Here is a 21,593-nt window from a genome sequence, read left to right on the forward strand (position 1 = left end):
GGCGTGCCCGCGAAGGGCTGCAAAGCAGCCCCAGTAACGCTTAACTGACAGGCTTTACCTATCCATAGGTGCCTTCTGCCTTGACCCCGGGTGAACCCACTCACCCCATCGACCGCGCCCCTACCGGTTGCGCATGGCCCCGCGAAGTCACGATGCCCAGGAAGGAGATCACAATCGCCAGCCCCAATGTGGAGCTCACCTCTGCGCGGTGCTCAGGCGTGTACATCATGACCGCCAGCGCCCCGCCAATGAAAATGATCACCGCCCAGGTCAGGTACGGGAACAGCCACATGCGGAACTTCAGCTCGGTGTTCTCCCGCTCCAGGCGGCGGCGCATGCGCAACTGCGAGATGGCAATGACCATGTACACCAGCAAGGCAATGGCGCCAGAGCTGGCCAGCAGGAACTCGAACACACCCTTGGGCGCGAAGTAGTTGAGGATGGCGATGGCGGCCCCGATCAGGGTGCTGCCAAACACCGCCGCACGCGGCACGCCAACCTTGGAGGTCTTGTTCAGGAAGGCCGGGGCGTCACCGCGCTTGGCCAGCGAGTACATCATCCGCGATGCGATGTAGATCGACGAATTCATGCAACTGGTTACCGCCACCAGCACCACCAGGTCGACCATCAATGCCGCGTTGGGGATGTTCATGATCTCCAGCGCACGTTGATACGAGCCCACCACCGCCAGCTGCGGATCGTTCCACGGCACCACCGAGATGATCACGAAGATCGAGAGGATATAGAAGGTACTGATGCGCCAGATCACCGAGCGGGTAGCCTTGGCGATGTTGCGCGACGGGTCGCTGGACTCGGAAGCCGCAATGGTCACGGCTTCGGTGCCGATGAAGCTGAACATCACGGTAATGAACGCCCCGACCACAGCCGACCAGCCATTGGGCGCAAAACCGCCATAGTCAGCCATCAGCCCGCTCAGGCCGCTGACTTCGCGGTTGGGCAGCCAGCCCATCAGCGCGGCAAAGCCCAGGCCGATGAAACCGAGAATGGCCGTGACCTTGAGGATGGCGAACCAGAACTCGAACTCGCCGTACTTGGCCACGCTGAACAAGTTGGTGCCGGCCAGCAACAGCACCGAGGCCAAGGCGAAGATCCAGCTGTCCACCTGGGGGAACCAGGCGTTCAGCACATGCCCGGCGGCCAGCGCCTCGATCGGGATGACCAGTACCCAGAACCACCAGTACAACCAGCCGATGGTGTAGCCGGCCCAGCGGCCGATGGCCTGGTCGGCGTAGGTGGAAAACGATCCGGTGTCAGGGTGCGCCACGGCCATTTCGCCGAGCATGCGCATGACCAGAACCACCAGGGTTCCGGCTACGAAATAGGAAATTATGGTGGCTGGGCCGGCTGCCGCAATGGCGTGGCCAGAGCCGACGAAAAGTCCGGCGCCGATGATGCCGGCGATAGACAGCATCGTTACGTGTCGTGGCTTGAAACCTTGTGCAAGGTTGCCATCAGATCCCACGGTGTTCATTGATGTTGTTCTCTTTTTGCTAACACAAGGATGGACGGGCAGGCGTAGGCGAAAATAGCTCCTTTGAGTTGGGTAGGTCGACACAATGCTCGCATGCTGTTGTTGATCTTGGGCACGCGTCACAGCGCAAGGTGTCAGTGCGGTTCGGGCTTCATTTAAGCCCCGCAAGGCGGTGGGAAATTACACGAGAACGCCCCGGAACTGTTCGATCACGACAGGGCATTTCCGTTGGCGCCAGATGTCGCGAATGGCATGCCCAATCGCGCCATCTGGCCGTTGGGTGCTTTTGTTTTTCATCTGGTTGTGTATGGCCTGGACCGGCCCTATCGCCGGCAAGCCGGCTCCCACAGGGATTGCATCAGGGCTGACAGGTGTTTGTCACAAGATATGCAGCGCCTGTGAGATCGAGCGCCGCCCGCGCGGCGCATCGCGAGCTGCGCTCGCTCCTACGTTTGTTTCGGGCCAATTATTCCTGTGGGATTTGTGCGCGAACGCCTTGGCGCATGCCTCATTATCGCGCGGTACAAACAAGGCGGTCGCGCGCACCTGGCACAGGGGTTACTGGCCCGAAACAAACGTAGGAGCGAGCGCAGCTCGCGATGCGCCGCGCGGGCGGCGCTCGATCTCCCAGGCGCTGAAAATGCTGCGGCTACCCTTACCAGAGACCATAGAGTCTCCCACCTCGATCGCATCGGCTTCAAATCCTGTGCAATCCCTGTGGGAGCAGGCAAGCCCGCGAAGAGGCCAGCAGCCTTAACGCACCAGGCAAGGCCGCTTGTTATCAAAACGCCAACCCGGAATCAGGAACTGCATCGCCACGCTGTCATCCCGCGCCCCCAACCCCATGTTGCGGTAGCACTCATGGGCCTTGGCCAGTTGATCCTCATCCAGCTCCACCCCCAACCCCGGCCGCGCCGGCACATGCACATGGCCGTCGACAATGCGCAGCGGCTCACGGGTCAGGCGCTGGCCGTCCTGCCAGATCCAGTGGGTGTCGATCGCGGTGATCTCACCCGGCGCGGCAGCCGCCACTTGAGTGAACATCGCCAGCGAAATATCGAAGTGGTTGTTGGAGTGCGAACCCCAGGTAAGCCCCCAGTCGTTGCACATCTGCGCCACCCTCACCGAGCCCTGCAAGGTCCAGAAATGCGGGTCGGCCAGCGGAATGTCCACTGACTGCAACTGGATCGCATGGCCCATCTGCCGCCAGTCGGTGGCGATCATGTTGGTAGCCGTGGGCAAACCCGTAGCGCGACGGAACTCGGCCATCACCTCGCGGCCCGAGTAGCCGTTCTCGGCACCGCACGGGTCTTCGGCATAGGCCAGCACATCATGCTTGTCGCGGCACAGGGCGATGGCCTCCTTGAGTGACCAGGCCCCGTTGGGGTCCAGGGTGATGCGCGCTTCGGGGAAGCGTTCGGCCAGCGCCGTTACTGCTTCCATTTCTTCTGCCCCCCGCAGCACGCCGCCCTTGAGCTTGAAGTCGCTGAAGCCGTAACGCTGCTTGGCCGCTTCGGCCAGGCGCACAACCGCCTCGGGCGTCAGGGCCTTTTCATGGCGCACACGGAACCAGTCGTCGTCACTGTCCGCTTCGTTGCGGTAGGCCAGGTCGGTCTGCTGGCGGTCGCCGATATAGAACAGGTAGCCCAGCATCTTCACCGCATCACGTTGCTGGCCCTCGCCCAGCAGTGCCGCCATGGGCACATTCAGGTGCTGGCCGAGCAGGTCGAGCAGCGCCGACTCGATGGCCGTCACGGCATGCACGGTGATGCGCAGGTCGAAGGTCTGCAGGCCGCGCCCCGCCGAGTCGCGGCTGGCGAACGTCTGGCGCATGGCATTGAGCACGCGCTGGTAATGACCGATCGGCTGGCCTACTACCAGGCTGCGGGCGTCTTCCAGGGTCTGGCGAATGCCCTCGCCACCCGGCACTTCGCCAAGGCCCGTGTTGCCCGCGCTGTCCCGCAGTACCACCACATTACGGGTAAAGAACGGGCCATGTGCGCCACTGAGGTTGAGCAGCATGCTGTCGTGGCCAGCCACCGGAATCACGCGCAGGTCGGTGACCACCGGGGTGCTGGTGTGAACGGCGGGTGTTGTCTGCATATTCATGGTTGTCGTCTCGCAGTCGTCAGTGGGTCTGGCCCAGGGCCGCGGGGGCCTTCGGGCTATCGGAAGGTGCGCCCTTGGGGCGTGTACGTGCGAAGAAGATGGCAATTGCCGCCAGCACCGATGTCACCGCCAGGCCATACAACCCGCCCTGGATCGAGCCGGTCTGCTGCTCCAGCAGGCCGAACGTGGTGGGGGCAACGAAGCCGCCGAGGTTGCCGACCGAATTGACCAGGGCTATCACCGCCGCCGCGATGCGAGCATCCAGGTAGCCCTGCGGGATCGGCCAGAACAGTGACGAGGCCGACTTGAAGCCGATGGCGGCAAAGCACACGGCGACAAAGGCGAATACCGGCCCGCCGGTGGTGGACATGAACATGCCGATAGCCGCGACCACCAGGGCGCCTGCCACCCAGGCCTGCTGGAACTTCCAGCGTGCAGAACCGGCAGCGAAGGCATACATGGCCAGGATCGAGATCAGCCACGGGATGGAGTTGAGGAAGCCGACCTGCAAGTCGCTGAGGTCGCCCATGCGCTTGATGATGCTCGGCAGCCAGAAGGTGGCCGCGTAGATGGTTAGCTGGATGCAGAAGTAGATCAGGCAGAACAGTACGATCTGGCGGTCCTTGAGCAGGCTCCAGGCCGACGGCTTGGCCGCACCCAGCGCCTCGCGCGCTTGCTGTTCACGGTCGATGGTCGCGACCAGCGCATCCTGCTCGGCCTGGCTCAGCCACTTGGCGTCCTGCGGTTTGGAGTCGAGCCAGAAGAACACGAAGAAGCACAACGCCACCGAGGCCATGCCTTCGATGAACAGCATCCACTGCCAGCCGTGCAGGCCGAGCCCCTGGATTTGCATCAAGGCCCCGGCCAAGGGGCCGGAAATCAGCGAAGCCAGCGCCGACCCGCTGAGGAAAATGGCGATTGCCTTGCCGCGCTCGGCCGCCGGCAACCAGCGGGTGAAGTAGTAGATCACCCCAGGGAAGAAGCCCGCTTCGGCCACCCCGAGCAGGAAGCGCAGTACATAGAACTGGGTTTCGTTCTGCACGAAGGCCATGGCCGTGGCCACCAGCCCCCAGGTGAACATGATGCGGGTCAGCCACAAGCGGGCACCCACCTTCTGCAGCAGCATGTTCGAAGGCACTTCGAACAGCGCGTAGCCGATGAAGAACAGCCCGGCACCAAAGCCAAAGGCCGCAGCGCTGATGCCCAGGTCGCTTTCCAGGTGCGGGCGGACGAAGCCGATGTTGACGCGGTCCAGGTAGTTGACGATGAACATGATGACGAACAGCGGCAGCACGTGGCGCTTGACCTTGGCCACGGCGCTGGCCAACGCGTCGCCTTCATTCCGGGCAGACGGAGCGAGGGTGTCGTTCACAGGTGGATCTCCCACTAATTGTTTTTGTGCGGGTCGGGGTTGTCTGACATGACAGTGGGGACGAGCATAGGCCCCGAGAAGTTGTACGACAAGATCAACAACATCGCTAAAATGGCAAAATACAAGCTGCAAGAACGCCAATTTTTCTCGATCTTGCAAAAACAGCCGTGCTAAGTTCACCCTTTCCTGGCGAAAAATTGGGTATAAATTATTTTTATCAATTAACTTGTCATACAAGTACAAAAAGAGATGGACCACAGCATGCTTCCAGATCACGCGCACAAACGCGGCCACAGCCGCGCACATGACCTGGTCTCCAGCCTGACCCGGCAGATTCTCCTGGGCACCTTCAAGCCCGGCGACAAACTGCCGTCGGAGAACACCTTGGTACGCGAGCATAGGGTCAGCCGCACGGTGGTTCGCGAAGCCTTGTCGAAGTTGCAGGCCTCGGGGCTGGTGGAACCGCGCCACGGTATCGGCACCTTCGTGATGGCGCGCCAAGCCCAGGCCGGGTTGCGCGTTGCAGCGGAAAGCGCAGCGAATGTGCGCGACTTGCTGGAGCTGCGGATCGGCCTGGAAGGCCAGGCCGCCGCGCTGGCAGCGCTACGCCGCGATGAAGGGCAGTTGGCGTGCATGCGCCAGGCACTGGATGACTACCAGGACCTGGCGGCGGCAGGTGACAGTTGTATCGAGGCCGACCGGCGTTTTCACCTGCTGATTGCCGAAGCCACCGGCAACCTGTATTTCACCGAGATGCTGCTGCAGCTGGGCAACGGCTTGATTCCGCGCAACCGCATGGCCCAAGCCGAGCGCAGTGGGGCGAAGATGGCACCGCAGGCATACCTGGCCAACCTGGAGCACGAGGCAATCCTCAATGCCATCCGCCGACAAGACCCGGATGCGGCCCGCGCGGCGGTGTGCCTGCACCTGTCCAACAGCCGCGACCGGCTGCTACCGGATTGACGGGCAACTGCGGCACAGCAGCCCCGGCGCTTACCAGGTCAGGCAGATCTTGCCGAAATGCCGGTTGCTCTCCTGGTAACGGAACGCGTCGACGATCTGCTCCAGCTCGAAGTGCTTGTCCACTACCGGCCGCAAACCGTTGGCATCAATGGCCCGCACCATCGCCTGCTGCTGCGCCCGGCTGCCGACCAGCACCCCTTGCAGGCGAATCTGCCGCACCAATGCCTGCACCAACGGCAGTTGCCCGGCCACGCCAGTAAGAATGCCGATCAACGACACATGCCCGCCGATCCGCGCAGCGATCATCGACTGCTCCAGGGTAGCCGGGCCACCCACCTCGATCACGTGATCGACACCGCGGTTAGCAGTCAGCTCGCGCACTTTCTCACCCCACGCCGGGGTGCGCTTGTAGTTGATCAAGTGGTCGGCGCCCAAGGCCTTGAGCCGCTCCAGCTTGGCATCGCTGGACGAGGTGGCAATCACCGTGGCACCCGCCAGCTTGGCGAACTGCAGGGCGAAGATCGACACGCCACCGGTGCCCTGCACCAGCACCGTGTCGCCCGGTTTGAGGTGGTCGTCGCACATCAGCGCGCGCCAGGCGGTCAGGCCGGCAGTGGTCAGGGTGGCGGCTTCGGCATGGCTGAAGCCCGAAGGTGCCAGGGTAAACGCGGTGGCACGGGCGGTGACCTGTTCGCGGGCGTAGCCATCGATGCCGTCACCCGGCACCCGGGCAAAGCCTTCGACATTGGCCTGGCCATCGAGCCAGTCCGGGAAGAACGTACTGACGACACTGTCGCCGACCTGAAACTCGCTGACGCCGGCCCCTACGGCAACGACTTCGCCCGCACCGTCGGCCATGGGGATGCGCCGCTCACTCGGCCCCCACATGCCACTCACCACGGCGAAGTCGTGGTAGTTCAGGGAGCTGGCGTGCAGGCGCACGGTGATCTCGCCGGCCTGGGGGGCCGCAGCCTCGCTGCTGCCGACCTCGACCTTGTCGTAGCCGCCGCCAGGTTGAACGTAGATGGCCTTGCTGGTCATGGGTTGGGTCTCCGTATCAACTTCAGGAATGGGAATGAGCATAGACAGGTCTATGGGTTGCAAAAGCTTCACGGGCTTTGCAGCAGAGGCGTTGTGTCGCGATCGGGCTGCGCACTATCGACTCAGCCCAGCATCACCTTCAGTGCCCGGCAATCGACCGCGTGCCAATCCACCAGTTGCGGCCATGGGTTATCGGGCACATTCACCAATATCGTGCGTGCCCCCGCTGCGCGCCCGCAGTCCAGGTCAAAACGGTAGTCACCCACCATCACCAGCTCGCTCGGCGCCACGCCCCAGGCCGCGGCAATCTTCAGCAACCCATCCGGGCTCGGCTTCGGTGCCGCCTCGTCACGCCCGAGCACATGCTCTACCGGGAAGCAGTCCGCCAGGCCTATCGCTTCCAGCGTTACATGGGCCAGTTCCCGCGCATTGCGGGTCAGTATCCCCAACCGGCAACCACGCGCAGCCAGTTCGCGCACCAGTTCAACCGCCCCGGTCGCCGCGGTGGAGGCCACCGCCAGCTCACGCTCATGCTCCAGCAGCCAGGCATGCTTGGCCGCGGCTTCGTCGGCTGGCAAAGCCGCCAGGTGGGTAAGGATGTCGTCCTCGGCAGGGATACCCAGCGCCTCCCGAATGGCGGCAAAGTCATGCACTGCCACGGTCAGGGTGCCGTCCATGTCGAACACCCAGTTGCGCACCTGCTGCAGGCTCATGCCCAGTCCTTGCGGTGGCGAATCAGGCCTTCCTGGCTCGACGATGCCACCAGTTGCCCGGCCTGGTTGAAAATGCTGCCGCGGCAGAAGCCACGGGAATTACCTGCCCACGGGCTATCGGTGGCATACAGCAACCACTGGTCGGCACGCAGGTTGCCGTGGAACCACAGCGAATGGTCGAGGCTGGCGATCTGCATGTCGCGCTGCCAAACCGACTTACCATGCGGCACCAGCGCAGTGGTGAGCAGGCCGAAGTCCGAGGCGTAGGCCAGCAGGTACTTGTGCAGGGCCGGCACGTCGGGCAGGTTGCCGTCGGCGCGGAACCACGCATATTTCACCGGGTCGCCTGGCTTGGGGTTGAACGGGTCACGCTCGGTGACCGGGCGAATCTCGATTGGCTTGGCGCACAGCACCTTGTCGCGGATGCGTTCAGGCAGATGGTCTGCCATGGCACGCGCCAGTTCCACTTCGGTAGGCAGGTTTTCCGGGCCGACCACGTCGGGCATCTGCGCCTGGTGGGCGAAGCCTTCCTCGTCGTACTGGAACGAGGCGCTACAGGTGAAAATGGTCTGGCCCTTCTGGATCGCCGTCACCCGCCGGGTACTGAAGCTGCCGCCATCACGCACACGGTCCACCGAGTACACCACCGGCAGGCTGGCGTCCCCCGGGCGCAGGAAATAACCATGCAGCGAGTGCACATGACGCGCGTCTTCGACCGTCTGGCTGGCTGCCGACAACGACTGGCCCAGCACCTGGCCGCCGTACAGCTGGCGGAAGCCCAGGTCTTGGCTGCGCCCACGGAACAGGTTCTCCTCGATGGCTTCGAGGCTCAACAGGTCGACCAGGTCGTCCAACACATGACTCATTGGGGCATCTCCGTAGAAGCGAGCCTTGCTCGCGCTGCGCCGCCTGGGCGGCGCTCGAACTCACAGGCGCCGAACCCCTTGCGGCCCAGCGCCCTTTCAATGGGCAAATAATACAGCGTTTGCCATTCGCACCGAGCATGGCTGTGCATTCAGGCGCGCAGGGTGTGCTCCCAGTGCGCACGGTCGATGCGGTACAGCACATGCGGGCGTAGCGGGTGGCCTGCGGGCAGGCGCGGGTGCTCGAAGCTGCCGCGCAGGTCTTGCTGCATGCCGATGGCCTGCATCACCTTCTGCGATGGCAAGTTACTTTCGGCAGTGAACGACACCACCTCGTTCAGGCGCAATTGGGCGAACGCACAGCGCAGGCAGGTCCACGCGGCTTCGCTGGCAAAACCCAACCCCCAGTGGCGCCGGGCCAGGCGCCAGCCAATCTCCACGGCTGGCGCGAAATCGGCGTCAAAGTTTACCTGCAGCAAGCCGGTCATGCCGATGAATGCACCGCTGTCCTTGCGCTCCAGCGCCCACAAACCAAAACCGTATTCGTTGAAGTGCCCGCGTATGCGGCCAATCAGCGCGGCAGCTTCCAGGCGTGTGAGCGGTGCCGGGAAGTAACGCATCACCTGCGGGTCGGCACACAGCGCCGCAAATTCACGCAGGTCATCGTCGTACCATTGGCGCAGCACCAGCCTTGCGCTTTCCAGTTGAAGGGTGGAGGTCATCGGGCCTGCTCCGGTTTTGCCGAATTACAGTCTACAGCGTAGGCGCCGGCGCGGTGTTCACCCAACGGGCCGCAACCGAATGCAATTTTCACACGCCCTTCACCGGCCCCCGACAGCTCGCTTAGCAAAATGCCGCCATCACTGCCGTGCCCGCCACGGCCCTGTCACTGGAGCAACGCATGCTATCGAGCAATACCCTGGGGCACCCTGCCATTCACGCCCGGCGCAAACGGCGCCTGTCTCGCAAAGCCCTTGGGGCCGCCCTTGGCTTGTGCATGGTCGTGGCGGCCTTGACCACCTGGCTGGCGACGAGGACGCATATCGTGGACCTTGGCAACGAGCAACAACTGAGTGACAGCGGCCTGCTGCAGAACTGGGCCGAGGGTGCCGTGATCGTGATGATCCGCCACGCCGAACGCTGCGACAGCGCCCCGGGCCCGTGCCTGGACGACCCCACCGGCATCACCGTGGCCGGCAGCCAGGCTGCCACGCGGGTGGGCCAAGGCTTGCACCAGCTGGGCCTGGCCAACACCGACCTGCTCAGCAGCCCGAAACTGCGCACCCGGCAAACCGCGCACTTCATCCTCGGCCAGGCGGTGGCCAGCGAAGACTGGCTGGAAAGCTGCGACAGCCAGTTCGCCAGCGATGCACTGGCGCACAAGCGTGCCGGGCACAACCTGGTGCTGGTGACCCATAACGGCTGCATCGATCACTTCGCCCGCCAGCAGCACGTGGCCGGCGGCGAGCGCGAAAGCGCCTACGCCAGCGCGCTGTTCGTTTCGGTGGACGGTAACGGCAAGGCACGCATCCTCGGCCGCCTGAATGAGCCCGACTGGCAGCGGGTGCTGGCCAGCGCCGCAAAATAGCAGTGGCCTGCTCGGGCCTCATCGCCGGTAAGCCACACAGGCGCTGTGGCAAACACCTGTCAGCCCTGATGCGGTCCCTGTGGGAGATTCTATGGTTCCTGGCAAGGGTAGCCGCTGCATCTTCAGTGCCTGTGAGATCGAGCGCCGCCCGCGCGGCGCATCGCGAGCTGCGCTCGCTCCTACGTTTGTTTCGGGCCAGTAACCCCTGTGCCAGATGCGCGCGGCCGCCTTGTTCGTACGACGCGATTTTGAGGCATGCGCCAAGGCGTTCGCGCGCAAATCCCACAGGAATAATTGGCCCGAAACAAACGTAGGAGCGAGCGCAGCTCGCGATGCGCCGCGCGGGCGGCGCTCGCTCTAACAGGCGCTGCATACCTTGTGGCAAACACCTGTCAGCCCTGATGCGCACCCCGTGGCCGGCTTGCCGGCGATTGGGCAGCAAAGCTGCCCCGGCCATGGCAAGATCAGCACTGGCCCTGACCGCGACCTCCCCCATGCCGTTGCCGCTGATCTACCACGAAGACTACAGCCCGGAGTTCCCTGCCGAGCACCGCTTCCCGATGGACAAGTTCCGCCTGCTGCACGACCACCTGGTCGACAGTGGGCTGACCACCGACCAGGCCTTGCTGCGCCCAGACATCTGCCCCAACGATATCCTCGCCCTGGCCCACGACCGCGACTACATCGCACGCTACATGAATGGCGAGCTGTCCCGCGAAGACCAGCGTCGCCTCGGCCTGCCCTGGAGCGAAGCCTTGGCCCGGCGCACCGTACGTGCCGTGGGCGGCTCGCTGCTGACGGCCGAACTGGCGCTGCAGCATGGCGTTGCCTGCCACCTGGCCGGTGGCACCCACCATGCCCACTACGACCACCCTGCCGGCTTCTGCATCTTCAATGACCTGGCAGTGATCAGCCGCTACCTGCTGGAGGCCGGCCGTGTCCAGCGGGTGCTGATCTTCGATTGCGACGTGCACCAGGGCGACGGCACCGCACGCATCCTGCACGATACCCCGGAGGCCATCACGGTCTCGCTGCACTGCGAACAGAACTTCCCGGCACGCAAGGCCCACAGCGATTGGGACATTCCCCTGCCGCGGGGCATGGGCGACACCGCCTACCTGAACGTGGTGGACGACACCCTCAACTACCTGCTGCCGCTGTATCAACCCGACCTGGTGCTGTACGACGCCGGCGTCGATGTGCACAAGGACGACGCGCTGGGCTACCTGCAACTGACGGACGCCGGCGTGGCCGCCCGCGACGAGGCCGTGCTGCGCCACTGCCTGGGCCGCGATATTGCGGTAATGGGTGTGATCGGCGGCGGCTACAGCAAGGACCGGGTGGCCCTGGCCAAACGCCACGGCATCCTTCACCACAGCGCAGCGCGTGTCATCGGTTGTTCACAATGACTGTGGAACCGCTTGTGGATAACCTGCGGGAAAGCCGCTGCAGGCCTTGACCAGCAAGGCCTGTAGAACACTGGTTGTTTTTTGACCAGTGCTTCCGGGGGCAGCGCTGCGCTAGAATGCGCCTCTTTTCCACAGCCTGCTGCCCACCATGCCCGATTTCAACCCCGCATCGCCTCCCCTTGCTGTCGTCATCGGTGGCGGCCCCGCCGGCCTGATGGCCGCTGAAGCCCTGGCCCAGGCAGGCTTGGTGGTCGAGGTGTTCGATGCCATGCCTTCGGTGGGCCGCAAGTTCCTGCTGGCCGGTGTCGGCGGCATGAACATCACCCATTCCGAGCCTTACCCCGCGTTCGTGTCCCGTTATGCCGAACGCCAAGGTGAAATCGGCACGCTGCTGGGCGAGTTCGACGCGGATGCTTTGCGCCAGTGGATTCACGGCCTGGGCATCGAGACCTTCGTCGGCACATCAGGCCGGGTATTCCCCAGCGACATGAAAGCCGCGCCGTTACTGCGCGCCTGGCTGAAGCGCCTGCGCGACAGCGGGGTAGTTATCCACACCCGCCATCGCTGGCTCGGCTGGAACGCCGAGGGGGCCTTGCGGATCGCTTATCCACAGGGCGAACGCCTGGTCAACGCCGCTGTGCTGGTGCTGGCGCTGGGTGGCGGCAGTTGGGCGCGCCTGGGTTCCGACGGCAGCTGGCAAGCGCTGCTGGCCGAACGGGCTGTGGATATCTCGCCCCTGCAACCGAGCAACTGCGGTTTCGAAGTGGCCGGCTGGAGCGCGCTGTTGAAAGACAAGTTCGCCGGCGCGCCGCTGAAGAACATCGCCCTCAGCGTGCCTGGCAGTGCACCGCGCAAAGGTGAGTTCATCCTCACCGCGCAAGGTGTGGAAGGCAGCCTGGTGTATGCCTGGTCGGCGCCGGTGCGTGAGGCCATCAACCGCGATGGCCGGGGCGTGCTGTTGCTTGACCTGTTGCCGGACAAGCCTGTGGACAAGATTGCCCAGGCACTGGCCAGGCCACGGGGTTCGCGCTCCATGGCCAAGCACCTGCACAGCCAGCTGGGTATCGATGGGGTAAAAGCCGCACTGCTGCGCGAGCTGACCGACCCTGCAACCTTTGCCAGCCCTGAAGCGTTGGCGCAGGCGATAAAGGCCCTGCCAATCACCCTGGTGCGCACGCGACCGCTGGATGAAGCGATCAGCAGCGCCGGCGGTGTGCGTTTCGAGGGGCTGGATGCAGGGCTGATGCTCAAAGGCATGCCGGGGGTGTTCTGTGCCGGCGAGATGCTGGACTGGGAGGCACCGACCGGGGGCTACCTGCTCACGGCGTGCTTTGCCAGCGGGCAGCACGCCGGGCGGGCGGCTGCACAATGGCTCAAAGCCCAGGGCTGACACCGCCCCACTGTGGGCGCCGCGAGGCTACGGCTTGCGCTTGCGCGGCCCGCCATTGAAGCTTGGTACCTTGCGCACTGCCTTCACTGCAGGCTCGGCATTGCCCCCCTCGGTGCTGTCCATCCAGCGCCCCAAGCCACGCTTGGCGCTGTTCTCTTTCGGCTTTTTGGGCTTCTTCGGCTTCTTGATCACCTGGCCACTGGCGTCGGTCATCGGCACCCGGTGATCCGGAATGAAGTCCGGTTCTTCATGACGCGGCAGGGTCTGGCGGGTCAGCACCTCAATCGCCGCCAGCAGCTGCACTTCATCGGCGCACACCAGCGAAATCGCCTCGCCCTTGTTGCCCGCCCGCCCGGTGCGGCCGATACGGTGCACGTAGTCCTCGGCAACGATGGGCAGGTCCAGGTTGACCACCAGCGGCAAATCGTCGATATCCAGGCCACGGGCAGCCACGTCGGTGGCCACCAGCACCTGGATTTCCCGGGCCTTGAAGCTGTCCAGCGCGCGCTGGCGGGTCGCCTGCGGGCGGTCACCGTGGATACCATCGGCATTCACACCCTCGGCCAGCAAGCGCGCCACCAACTGGTCGACGCCGTTACGGGTCTTGGCGAACACCAGCACCTGCTTCCAGCGCTGCTTGCGCATCAGGTGGCAGAACAGGTCTTCCTTGCGCTTTTTATCCACAGGTACCAGCCACTGCTTGACGCTGGCGGCAGCGGCATTGCGTGGGCTGACTTCGATACTCAGCGGGTCACTCAGGGCCAGCCCTGCCAGCAGGCGGATCTGCTCGGAGAACGTGGCGGAAAACAGCAAAGTCTGGCGCTTGCGTGGCAACGCGGCATAGACCGATTGCAGCTCTTCGGCAAAGCCCAGGTCGAGCATGCGGTCGGCTTCGTCCAGCACCAGGGTCTGTACCTGGTTGAACTTGACCGCGTTCTGCCGGAACAGGTCGAGCAGCCGGCCAGGGGTGGCGACCAGCAGGTCGACGCCACGGCGCAGGCGCATCATCTGCGGGTTGATGCTGACCCCGCCGTACACCGCATAGGTGCTCAACGGCAGGTTCTCGGCGTACTCGCGCACGTTGTTGTGCACCTGCTCGGCCAGCTCTCGGGTCGGCACCAGCACCAGGGCACGGATCGAGTTGCTGGCCACTTTCTCGCCTTCCAGGGCCAGGCGCTGCAGTACCGGCAGGGCAAAGCCTGCCGTTTTTCCGGTGCCGGTCTGGGCCGCGGCCATCAGGTCGCGGCCGGCCAGCACGGCGGGAATGGCCTTGGCCTGCACCGGTGTGGGGGTGGTGTAGGCCAGCTGCTGCAAGGTGCGCAGCAGCGGTTCGATCAGGCCGAGTTGGGCGAAATTCATGGCAATACCGTCAGGGGTTCAGCGAAGCCGGCAAGTTTACCGCATCGCCCCTGCCTACTTGCAGATTTCGCCTTTCAACGGCAATACGGGTTTGGCAGGCTTGCGCCACTGCGGCAGGCCGATCAGCACCACTGCGCCAATGATCACCGCCATCGCCACGCACTCTTCGGCACCGATGTGCTCACCGGCAAACAGGATCCCCAACAGCACCGCCACGGCCGGGTTGACGTAGGCGTAGCTGGTGGCAGCTGCCGGGCGCACGTGCTTGAGCAGGTACATATAGGCGCTGAAGGCCAGGATAGAGCCGAAGAACACCAGGTAGGCCAACGCGCCCCAGCCGGCAGCGCTTGGTACCTGCGTCATGCGCTCGCCCGACAGCAGGCTGCCCAACAACAGCACTGCGCCACCCACCAGCATTTCTGCGGCACTGGCCATTGGCCCCTGTGGCAGGGGCAGGCTTTTGCTCCACACCGAACCGAATGCCCACGAGGCCGCGGCAAAAATGATCAGCGCTGCGCCAATCGGGCTCGCCTGCAGGTTGGACCCCAGGTTCAACAGGGCGATACCCAGCAGCCCAAGGGCAATGCCTGCCCACTCCAGTTTCGAATTGCGGTGCCCGAACAGCAGGCCGAACAGCAAGGTGAACAGCGGCACCGTCGCCACCGCCAGGGCCGCCACCCCCGAGGCCACGCCCGCGTGCTCGGCCACCGTTACCCCGCCGTTACCGCAACTTAGCAGCAGAAAGCCGATTGCCCCGGCAGCCCGCCATTGCGGCCACGTGGGTGCCGGCGCACCGCGCCAGCGCAGAAAACCGTACAGCAGGCTACCCGCGATCAGGAAACGCACACCGGCCATGAGCATCGGTGGCCAGCTCTCGACGCCAATGCGGATGAACAGGTAGGTGGAGCCCCAGACCAGGTACAGCGCCAGGAAGGCGCCGATGAGCAACCAGGGAATGCGACGGGAGGCAGGCATTGGAACACTCGAAATCCGTTTACGGGTGAACAGTCTAGGGGCCTGCCTGAGCGAACAGAAGTTACAGAATGGCTTGAAATGAGCGGCACACTTTCGGTGCGTTCGGTTTGAAGCGGGCGCCGCTTGAAGCGAGGGCCGAACACGCCTCAAGCATACTTGACCAGCGCCTCGCGCAGCTTGGCTGCCGGTGTTTTCTGCAACCGGCACAGCAGGCCATGCGAGAGCTGCTGCACACCATGCTGTTCTCGCAACACGCCGGCCAGGTGCTGCATCAGGTTGGCGGCCATTTCGGCATCGGCCATGGCCCGGTGCGCAGTACCGGTGTCCGGCAGCCCCGCCCAGCGGGTCAGGGTGCCCAGTTTGTGGTTCGGCGCTGCCGGCAACAGGCGCCGCGACAACAACAGCGAACAGGCAAATGACTGGCTGCGGCTGCGGCCGATGCGCGCCAGTTCGTAGTCCCAGAACTTCTGGTCGAACGCGGCGTTGTGCGCCAATAGCGGGGTTTCACCCACAAACTCGGCCACCTCGTTCATGACCTTGTCGACCGGCGGCGCACTGCGCAGCATCGCCGTGGTGATGCCGGTCAGCCCGGCCACGAATGCGGGTACCGGCACACCGGCGTTCATCAGGCTCTGGTAGCGCTCGACAATGCGCCCGCCTTCCAGCATGACCACCGCCACTTCGGTGGCGCGGCAGCCGGCACCGGGGGAAATGCCGGTGGTTTCAAAGTCGATGACAGCGATACGTTCCACGAATGACCTCAGTGCTTGAGCAACAACTTACCCTCGATGGGTACATAGCGGCTGGCGGCACGGATCAGTGACAGCGCCGTCAGCCCGGGCACACCATACACCACCGCCTCAGTGCCGTGGCGCTGGATCACCCGCTCCAGCAGCAGGTCGAAATCGCCGTCACCCGAGGCCAGCACCACTTGGTCGACCCGGCTGGCGGCGTCGATCACATCCAGGGTAATGCCCACGTCCCAGTCGCCCTTGGCCGAGCCGTCGCTGCGCTGGATGAAGGGTTTGAGGCGCACGTCGAAACCAAGGTTGCGCAAGATCTGCTGGAACTGTTGCTGCTTGCTGTCGCCGCGGTCGATGGCATACGCCACGGCCTCGACGATCTGCCCTTCGCGGCAGACATCGGCCCACAGGGCGGTGTAGTTGAAATGGCAACCATGGGCTTGGCGCACGGTGTAGTAGAGGTTCTGCACATCGGCGAACAGCGCGATCTTTTTCACCTGGGAACCTCGTGTCTGGCCTGGAATACCGGGGCCGCTGAGCAGCCCCGGAAATGCCAGCAGTATGCCAGACCTGTCAGACGTAGGAGTCGTCGTCCGAGAAGAACCCACCGTCATCACTGCTGTAATCGGTGTCGGCGTAACCACCCTGGTCGCTGCCCCAGCCACCATTGTCGGCCACTTGCTGCTGCCCGCCCTGGTCATTCCAGCCACCACTGTCACTGGCCGGCGCAGGCTCTTCCTTGATCACCTCGACCACCTCTTCGGGCTGGGAGTTGTGGTTGAACAGGCTGCTGATACCTTGCGCCAGCAATACACCACCGGCCACACCGGCGGCGGTCTGCATGGCCCCACCGAGGAAGCTGCTGGCACCACTGCGTGCCGGCGCAGCGCCCACGCCAGGCTGCTGTGCCGGCGGTTGCGCGTAGGCCGGGGCCGCCGGCTCACGCCAGCCGCCAGCCGATGGCACCGCAGCCGCAGGCCGCTGTGGCTGCACCGGCGGCGCTGCAGTGCGCCCGCCCGTACCAAAAATGCTGGACAGGAAACCGCCACCGCCAGCGCTGGGCGCACTGTTGCTGCCTTGGGCCGCCTGGGCACGGGCCTGTTCCAGCTCGGCCTGCAGTTGCTTGTTCTGCTCGTCGAGGCGCTTGAGCGCCGCTTCCTGCACCAGGATCGCCTGGGCCATGTAGTAAGGTGCCGCCGGCTGCTGGCGCAGGTGCTGCTCGATGCAGGCCTGGGCCTGCGGGTCGCGCGGCTGGCTTGGGTCTTCGGCTTGCTTGAGACGGCCGAACAGGCCGTCGATCAGGGTTTGTTCTTCAGTGTTCATGGGGCGACCTCATGGGTAGCGGGACAACGGACAACGTCAAAGATGGGGCGTTGCGCCGCGCGATTCAATCGCTGCAAGGGTGAAACATTTTTCAGCAAGTGACAGCGCCACGCCTGCTTTGGGCTAAAGTGATGCACCTGTTTTTACTGCCATGCGATATAGCCCGATGAATCCGCTGAGCGTCCTGCGCGACTCCCTGTACTTTTTCCGCCGCCACCTGCCGAACATTATCCAGCTGTGCCTGCCGCTGGTCGTGCTGGAGGCCCTGCTCACCCAACTGCTGTACCGGCAACTGGGCGACCAGGCATCGCCTGCCTACGGCATGCTGATCAGCCTGCTGTGCTATCCGCTGTATAGCGCCGCCCTGATCCTGTACCTGGACACCCGTAGCCAGGGCCAGGACATCGCCAAGCGCGACCTGTTCGCCCGCGCCTTGCAGCTGTGGCCGCAACTGGCCCTGCTGATCCTGATCAGCTCGCTGCTGATCATGGCGGGCCTGGCCCTGTTCGTCTTCCCGGGCGTGTGGATCATGATCAACCTGGTGTTCGCCGAGTACCTGCTGGTACTGCGTGGCCGGCCGGTGGTACAGGCGATGCGCGACAGCGCCAGCATGACCACCGGGCATTTCATGCGCATCATGGTTTGCGTGGTCGCGGTGCTGGCACCGATCTGGCTGATCGACGGGTTGCTGCTCATGGCGTTCCCCGAGCCATCGCCGGCCATGGAGCTGGCCATGGACAGCCTCAGCGGCTTCCTGCAGCTGTTCAGCACAGTGGTGCTCTACCGGCTGTTCATGTTGCTGGAAGAAAAAGCCGGCGCCTGAGGGCGCCCTCCCGGTCGCCTGCGCACGTGCAGGGGCACTGCGCCGCCTTCAGGTGCCGCGCGGCTTCGTCCGGGCCGTGGCCTCCGCCACCAGTGGGTCGTCTGGCCAGTAGTCTTTTCTATGACCTACCTCCCTGATTGATTGACAACGTGTAGCCCCCGAAACATACGGGCGTCAGCCAGTTCAGACAAAAACGGCATTGACTGTCAATGTTGCTTCCAAAGATTGACTATCTGCAGGTCGATTACGGCAGACATTGACAGCCTATCCGCCAGCCGCACGTTCGCTTCAGACCCAACATTGACACTCTAGAGCTCACCTCGTAAAACCTCACGGGCGTCTCGAACCTTGGGTAGCTTTCTTGACGAGGAGATATTTGCGGTATGGGCGACATATCCCCAATTACGACGAAGCGAGGCTAAGCGCACCAGTAGTACAAAGTACGCGGCGCTTTGCAGTGAGCGCATAAAATAGGGCAGTTTTATGCTGCCCTTGGAAGCGCTCTGAATCCTCAGTTTGGCAAAATGCCTTCCGCCCCTGCGCGCCTCCTGTCGATCATGTGCCTCTGGGCTTGGCACGCGCAGTCGCTTGAGCGATCAGTGGATCATCCGGCCAAAAATGCTTCGGGTACCTCCCCTTCAAGTCTTTCTTCACATCGCCGTAAGTGGACTTCCAGAAATTCGCAAGGTCTTGGGTAACCTGAACCGGACGGCGTGCCGGCGATAGCAGATGCAGCTTGAGCACCTGTCGTCCATTTGCAATGCGTGGTGTATCAGCCTGCCCGAACAGCTCCTGCAGTCTTACAGCAAGCACCGGGGGACGTTCACTGTAATCGATGCGAATATTCGAACCTGAGGGGACTGGAATCGTCTGAGGTGCCTGTGCATCGAGCTGCTGCGGCAAAGGCCAAGGCAGCAAATTGCGGAGCATGGAGGATAAGTCCAGCTGACCGAAATGGCTTAGCCGGGTGACCTTTCCCACATACGGACCTAACCACACCTCAAGCGACACCAGCAGGGCTTCAGTACGAAGATCAGGCCACTCACTTGGGCTCCCTGCCTCTTCATCCAGAATGCGCAGCAACTCAACTCGCGCCTGCCACTGACGTAGCTCTGGTGTCCACGGCAAAAGCTCCAGGCCTTTGCGGCGAACGTAGTTGAGCAGGGCCTGAACACGGGCGTCATCGTCGAGGTTGGCCAGGGGTGCGCGAGCCAGGATCAACTCCCCCACTTTCACCTGCCGCTCAGCACAAAGGACGCCCTCTCGCTCATCCCAATCGAGCTCATCCACCTGGGTGACCTGCTCTTTCAGGACAGTGTCGAACAACGCTTCGTCCAAATCGGCAGCCAGGTAGATCCGTTCTTCGCGCTGGCCCTGCCGACTGCCCAAATCAGCAATGACCAACCACGGATGTTTCATCAGCGCATCAGCTTCTGTAAACATCGCCGCTCGACCATTCGCCAACCGATACTCAGCCCCTCCAGCTCGGCGCTGTTGCGCAACACGATCGGGATAGGCGAGTGCCAAGAGGCAGCCCACCCATTGAGGGTGATCAGGATCAGCGACGGGTTGCGATGCTGAGCCGCGCATGTATGAACGGTACTGCTTCGCCAATTGCTTCGCTCGTTGGGCGCCGGCTTGCTCTGATCGCTGAGCCCTTTGCTCCCCTGAAAGAATGGCCAGCCGACTGTGCAAATCTGCGCCGCTGCCACGCTGTATATCTCGCTCGCCGAGCAGGGCTGCAATGTTGCACGCTGTCTCAGTGAGGCCCAGCTCATGGCCACGCAACAACAGATGTGCAATGCGTGGATGACTGGGCAGCTCTGCCATCGCTTGGCCATGCTTGGTCAACTGCCCATCTTGTTGCAGCGCGCCAAGGCGGCGGAGCAGGTCATTCGCTTGTGAAAATGCCGCTGAAGGCGGCGCATCAAGCCATCGTAGGTCACCCGATTCTGCACCCCATTTAGCGAGTTGCAGCGCCAAGCCTGTGAGGTCGGCTTGCTGAATTTCGGGGGCACTGAATCCAGCCATCTGCTCATGCTGGGCCTCAGACCACAGGCGATAACACACCCCTGGCTCAACCCGGCCTGCACGACCTGCACGCTGGGTTGCGCTGGCTTTGGATATCCGCTGAGTATCCAGCCTCGTCATCCCACTTCGTGGGTCGAAGCGCGGAACCCGCTCAAGGCCTGTATCGATGACTACGCGCACACCATCAATGGTGATACTGGTCTCGGCGATGTTGGTTGCCAGCACCACTTTGCGCTTCCCAGGTGGGGCGGGATCGATCGCCGCACGCTGCTCATTCAGATCGAGTTCACCATGCAGCGGGCATAGGAGTGTGTTCTGCTGCAAAGATGGCGAGGCTCTTAAAGCGTCTTCCAGCCCTGCTTGAACACGACGGATCTCAGCCTGCCCTGGCAGGAATACAAGCAAGCTGCCTGTCTGCTCGTCGAGAGCATCAAGGCACGCACTGATGGCCCGGGGTTCGAGGTAATCACCGGGCTGCTGCGGCCTGCTCCAGATCGTCGACACCGGGTACATCCGCCCTTCGCTGGACACGATCGGTGCGTAATCCAGCAAGCGTGACAGCCGCTCGCCCTCAAGGGTTGCCGACATCAGCAGTACTTTCAGCGGAGCATCGTCCCGGAACAGCTCACGTCCATTTAGCGTCAATGCCAACGCGAGATCGGCATCCAGGTTTCGCAGATGGAACTCGTCGAAGATCACAAGACCCACCCCCTCAAGCGCAGGATCGCTTTGCAGGCGGCGCGTCAGGATACCTTCAGTAACTACCTCGATGCGCGTACGCGGGCCTACCTTGCTGTCGAGACGAATGCGATAGCCCACGGTTTCGCCGACCTTCTCACCCAGCTCACTCGCCATGCGCTCCGCAGCAGCGCGCGCCGCAAGGCGGCGAGGTTCGAGCATGATGATTGTCTGCCCTTGAAGCCAGGACTCATCGAGCAGCGCGAGGGGAACGCGCGTCGTTTTACCGGCGCCAGGCGGTGCTTGGAGCACCACTTCATCTCGCTCTTGAAGGGCTTTTAGAAGGGCCGGCAACGCGGCATTGATCGGCAACAAACTCATGTGTACTCCTACGACATACGCGGCAGTATACAAAGGTTGATCGCCTCAAGGAGGCCGGAGCTGAGCCAATACTCAAATGACGCGGGAGTAGGATTTGCGGGCAATCACACGCTGGACTTGAGAAATTGTGGCGCCAGTGCGATGTGCTATTTCATCAACCGGATGACTGACGGATAGCTCGCGAATGGCCGTGATCTGCGTGATTGATAGCCGGTCAGAACGGCTGCAGATCTGTGCAGACGCCCATGCATCGTCCTGCCAACGCTCGGCGAGGCTGAGCGGAGGTAGCTTGCGGTCTTGATCTCCTCATCCAGCCAGGCCTTCAGGATGCCCTCACGCT

The 21,593-nt window shown here is 63.3% G+C and carries 18 protein-coding genes; 5 read left to right on the forward strand and 13 right to left on the reverse strand.

Annotated elements, in window-relative coordinates; translation table 11 throughout:
- Positions 1-100: 100 nt before the first annotated feature.
- From gabP to FPB55_RS22485, 3 genes are all read right to left on the reverse strand, one after another.
- Positions 101-1,492, reverse strand: a complete 1,392-nt coding sequence (gabP, locus tag FPB55_RS22475) for a GABA permease (RefSeq protein WP_054882033.1) — start codon at positions 1,490-1,492, stop codon at positions 101-103.
- 753 nt (positions 1,493-2,245) lie between these two features.
- A complete protein-coding gene (gudD, locus tag FPB55_RS22480) occupies positions 2,246-3,601 on the reverse strand; it encodes a glucarate dehydratase (protein ID WP_054905953.1) in 1,356 nt (451 codons plus the stop codon).
- A gap of 19 nt (positions 3,602-3,620) precedes the next feature.
- The gene (locus FPB55_RS22485; protein ID WP_144189352.1) at positions 3,621-4,973 is read right to left on the reverse strand and encodes an MFS transporter; all 1,353 of its coding nucleotides are present in this window, start codon (positions 4,971-4,973) and stop codon (positions 3,621-3,623) included.
- Between the two features lie 261 nt (positions 4,974-5,234).
- Between FPB55_RS22485 and FPB55_RS22490 the strand changes: the two genes are divergently transcribed.
- The gene (locus FPB55_RS22490) at positions 5,235-5,936 is read left to right on the forward strand and encodes a FadR/GntR family transcriptional regulator (RefSeq protein ID WP_144189354.1); all 702 of its coding nucleotides are present in this window, start codon (positions 5,235-5,237) and stop codon (positions 5,934-5,936) included.
- Positions 5,937-5,966: 30 nt separating this feature from the next.
- On the opposite strand, the gene FPB55_RS22495 is transcribed toward FPB55_RS22490, so the two are convergent.
- From FPB55_RS22495 to FPB55_RS22510, 4 genes are all read right to left on the reverse strand, one after another.
- Positions 5,967-6,977: an NAD(P)-dependent alcohol dehydrogenase gene (locus tag FPB55_RS22495; protein ID WP_110676591.1), complete on the reverse strand. Its 1,011-nt coding sequence runs from the start codon at positions 6,975-6,977 to the stop codon at positions 5,967-5,969.
- Positions 6,978-7,099: 122 nt separating this feature from the next.
- Complete coding sequence (locus FPB55_RS22500) at positions 7,100-7,690, reverse strand: HAD family hydrolase (protein WP_009681791.1); 591 nt, start codon at positions 7,688-7,690, stop codon at positions 7,100-7,102.
- Positions 7,687-8,556 (reverse strand): acyl-CoA thioesterase II, encoded by an 870-nt coding sequence (tesB, locus tag FPB55_RS22505; protein WP_009681790.1) that lies wholly within the window; start codon positions 8,554-8,556, stop codon positions 7,687-7,689. Before tesB ends, FPB55_RS22500 begins: the two co-directional genes overlap by 4 nt.
- Positions 8,557-8,705: 149 nt before the next feature.
- A complete protein-coding gene (locus tag FPB55_RS22510) occupies positions 8,706-9,275 on the reverse strand; it encodes a GNAT family N-acetyltransferase (RefSeq protein WP_144189356.1) in 570 nt (189 codons plus the stop codon).
- 179 nt (positions 9,276-9,454) lie between these two features.
- On the opposite strand from FPB55_RS22510, the gene FPB55_RS22515 reads away from it, so the two are divergent.
- From FPB55_RS22515 to FPB55_RS22525, 3 genes are all read left to right on the forward strand, one after another.
- Positions 9,455-10,141 (forward strand): histidine phosphatase family protein, encoded by a 687-nt coding sequence (locus FPB55_RS22515; protein WP_110676592.1) that lies wholly within the window; start codon positions 9,455-9,457, stop codon positions 10,139-10,141.
- A gap of 494 nt (positions 10,142-10,635) precedes the next feature.
- Positions 10,636-11,550, forward strand: a complete 915-nt coding sequence (locus tag FPB55_RS22520) for a histone deacetylase (RefSeq protein WP_115294828.1) — start codon at positions 10,636-10,638, stop codon at positions 11,548-11,550.
- 148 nt (positions 11,551-11,698) lie between these two features.
- Positions 11,699-12,940: a TIGR03862 family flavoprotein gene (locus FPB55_RS22525; protein WP_009681786.1), complete on the forward strand. Its 1,242-nt coding sequence runs from the start codon at positions 11,699-11,701 to the stop codon at positions 12,938-12,940.
- Positions 12,941-12,967: 27 nt separating this feature from the next.
- On the opposite strand, the gene FPB55_RS22530 is transcribed toward FPB55_RS22525, so the two are convergent.
- The 5 genes from FPB55_RS22530 to FPB55_RS22550 all read right to left on the reverse strand — a co-directional run bounded on the left by FPB55_RS22530 (position 12,968) and on the right by FPB55_RS22550 (position 17,340).
- On the reverse strand, positions 12,968-14,299 hold the full coding sequence (locus tag FPB55_RS22530; RefSeq protein ID WP_047150147.1) for a DEAD/DEAH box helicase: 1,332 nt from the start codon (positions 14,297-14,299) through the stop codon (positions 12,968-12,970).
- A 54-nt stretch (positions 14,300-14,353) separates the two neighbouring features.
- Complete coding sequence (gene yedA, locus FPB55_RS22535) at positions 14,354-15,274, reverse strand: drug/metabolite exporter YedA (protein WP_144189358.1); 921 nt, start codon at positions 15,272-15,274, stop codon at positions 14,354-14,356.
- A gap of 146 nt (positions 15,275-15,420) precedes the next feature.
- Entirely contained in the window at positions 15,421-16,026 is a 606-nt protein-coding gene (locus FPB55_RS22540; RefSeq protein ID WP_029887389.1) for a 3'-5' exonuclease, read from the reverse strand.
- 8 nt (positions 16,027-16,034) lie between these two features.
- Positions 16,035-16,514 carry an NYN domain-containing protein gene (locus tag FPB55_RS22545; protein ID WP_009681780.1) on the reverse strand — a complete coding sequence of 160 codons (480 nt, stop codon included), beginning with the start codon at positions 16,512-16,514 and terminating at the stop codon, positions 16,035-16,037.
- A 76-nt stretch (positions 16,515-16,590) separates the two neighbouring features.
- Complete coding sequence (locus FPB55_RS22550) at positions 16,591-17,340, reverse strand: DUF2076 domain-containing protein (protein ID WP_144189360.1); 750 nt, start codon at positions 17,338-17,340, stop codon at positions 16,591-16,593.
- 166 nt (positions 17,341-17,506) lie between these two features.
- Here FPB55_RS22550 and FPB55_RS22555 point away from each other — a divergent pair, with 166 nt between their 5' ends.
- On the forward strand, positions 17,507-18,163 hold the full coding sequence (locus tag FPB55_RS22555) for a YciC family protein (protein ID WP_009685422.1): 657 nt from the start codon (positions 17,507-17,509) through the stop codon (positions 18,161-18,163).
- A gap of 555 nt (positions 18,164-18,718) precedes the next feature.
- Here FPB55_RS22555 and hrpB read toward each other — a convergent pair.
- Entirely contained in the window at positions 18,719-21,253 is a 2,535-nt protein-coding gene (hrpB, locus tag FPB55_RS22560; protein ID WP_144189362.1) for an ATP-dependent helicase HrpB, read from the reverse strand.
- Positions 21,254-21,593 lie beyond the last annotated feature (340 nt).

Origin of the sequence: Pseudomonas sp. BJP69 (genome assembly GCF_007633355.1) — a bacterium.
GTDB classification, from domain to species: Bacteria; Pseudomonadota; Gammaproteobacteria; order Pseudomonadales; family Pseudomonadaceae; genus Aquipseudomonas; species Aquipseudomonas juntendi.

What these genes read in the sequence shown, in the direction of transcription:
- gabP (WP_054882033.1), bottom strand. Translation starts at nt 1,492, where the DNA reads ATGAACACCGTGGGATCTGATGGCAACCTTGCACAAGGTTTCAAGCCA.
- gudD (WP_054905953.1), bottom strand. Translation starts at nt 3,601, where the DNA reads ATGAATATGCAGACAACACCCGCCGTTCACACCAGCACCCCGGTGGTC.
- FPB55_RS22490 (WP_144189354.1), top strand. Translation starts at nt 5,235, where the DNA reads ATGCTTCCAGATCACGCGCACAAACGCGGCCACAGCCGCGCACATGAC.
- FPB55_RS22495 (WP_110676591.1), bottom strand. Translation starts at nt 6,977, where the DNA reads ATGACCAGCAAGGCCATCTACGTTCAACCTGGCGGCGGCTACGACAAG.
- FPB55_RS22500 (WP_009681791.1), bottom strand. Translation starts at nt 7,690, where the DNA reads ATGAGCCTGCAGCAGGTGCGCAACTGGGTGTTCGACATGGACGGCACC.
- tesB (WP_009681790.1), bottom strand. Translation starts at nt 8,556, where the DNA reads ATGAGTCATGTGTTGGACGACCTGGTCGACCTGTTGAGCCTCGAAGCC.
- FPB55_RS22510 (WP_144189356.1), bottom strand. Translation starts at nt 9,275, where the DNA reads ATGACCTCCACCCTTCAACTGGAAAGCGCAAGGCTGGTGCTGCGCCAA.
- FPB55_RS22515 (WP_110676592.1), top strand. Translation starts at nt 9,455, where the DNA reads ATGCTATCGAGCAATACCCTGGGGCACCCTGCCATTCACGCCCGGCGC.
- FPB55_RS22520 (WP_115294828.1), top strand. Translation starts at nt 10,636, where the DNA reads ATGCCGTTGCCGCTGATCTACCACGAAGACTACAGCCCGGAGTTCCCT.
- FPB55_RS22525 (WP_009681786.1), top strand. Translation starts at nt 11,699, where the DNA reads ATGCCCGATTTCAACCCCGCATCGCCTCCCCTTGCTGTCGTCATCGGT.
- FPB55_RS22530 (WP_047150147.1), bottom strand. Translation starts at nt 14,299, where the DNA reads ATGAATTTCGCCCAACTCGGCCTGATCGAACCGCTGCTGCGCACCTTG.
- yedA (WP_144189358.1), bottom strand. Translation starts at nt 15,274, where the DNA reads ATGCCTGCCTCCCGTCGCATTCCCTGGTTGCTCATCGGCGCCTTCCTG.
- FPB55_RS22550 (WP_144189360.1), bottom strand. Translation starts at nt 17,340, where the DNA reads ATGAACACTGAAGAACAAACCCTGATCGACGGCCTGTTCGGCCGTCTC.
- FPB55_RS22555 (WP_009685422.1), top strand. Translation starts at nt 17,507, where the DNA reads ATGAATCCGCTGAGCGTCCTGCGCGACTCCCTGTACTTTTTCCGCCGC.
- hrpB (WP_144189362.1), bottom strand. Translation starts at nt 21,253, where the DNA reads ATGAGTTTGTTGCCGATCAATGCCGCGTTGCCGGCCCTTCTAAAAGCC.